The organism is Vibrio sp. Vb1574, from assembly GCF_033338675.1.
The window spans coordinates 1-1,095 of sequence record NZ_JAWOTC010000401.1 but is presented as its reverse complement, the minus strand read 5'-3'; the positions used below and the strand labels follow the sequence as shown (position 1 = coordinate 1,095).

General features: G+C 47.5%; 1 pseudogene. It reads right to left on the bottom strand.

The features are described 5' to 3' along the window. Positions 1–1,095 (bottom strand): annotated as a pseudogene (locus R7O12_RS26460) (calcium-binding protein); the annotation flags it as partial.

The following is a 1,095-nucleotide window of genomic DNA, read 5'->3' as shown; positions in this document are numbered from 1 at the left end:
TGAGCATCAGAATCAAAGATGATACTGTTACCAACAGTAATTATCTGACCTCCAGTGAACGTTAAGTTCGAGTTAGGAGGAGTATAGGAATTAACCAAGATATCTTTACCTTGGTCTTCAAGAAGGTCTGCTGAGTCAAAGCTCTGTTCTTCAAAGAAGTCATCAGTCAAACGGTACTTAACCTCTGTGTTTTCAGGGAACTGAGTGGTTTCATCTATAATGACTTCCTGACCATTACCATCCACATAATACAACTCTCCGTGTTCAGGGAGGTCAACAACCTGTATTAGAATATCACCATCGTTGGCCGCAACTGCATCATCTTCAATGTCTTCAACTCGTTGTTCATTGGTGCTAGTTAGCCCATCGAACTCTACATCCTGAACAGGGAAAATGCCTTCTTGGACATTGAGGGAAATGATGAAATCACGAGCGATTGGTGGCGTATTCGGCTCATCATTATCGATGATGGTCGTATCAACATACGCATTAGTGAGGTCAAGCGCCTCGAAAATAGGATTGTCGTCACCATCGACAATACTAGCCACACTAACTCGATAGACTTCATCCGGCTCGTCATCGGAATCATCGACAGTGTCAATGGTAAATGTAGCCGTCACGCCATCGGCACCAATAATCGCTTGGGTGGTTTCAGTGATATCGTCACCCGATGCAGTAGTGTAGCTATAAGCTAAGGTCACGATGCTACCGACTGGCGCCGGATCGCTTAGTGTCACGGTGTAGTCCGTGGTGGTATCACCTTCTACGACATTCGCTGGACCAGTCATGGTCACGGTAACCGTATCTTCTGGACCTGGGTCGGTTTCATCGCTGATGGTGGTGTCGACGAACGCATTGTCTAAATTCAGTGCTTCAAAGATTGGATTACTGTCGCTGTCGACAATACCCGATACGCGAACACGGAACACTTCATCGCCTTCGGCGTAAACATCGTCCACCGTATCGATAGTAAACGTGGCGGTCACACCGTCGGCACCAATAATCGCTTGGGTGGTTTCGGTGATGTCATCACCTGACGCAGTGGTGTAGCTATAAGCGAGCGTGACGATACTGCCCACAGGAGCCGGATCGCTC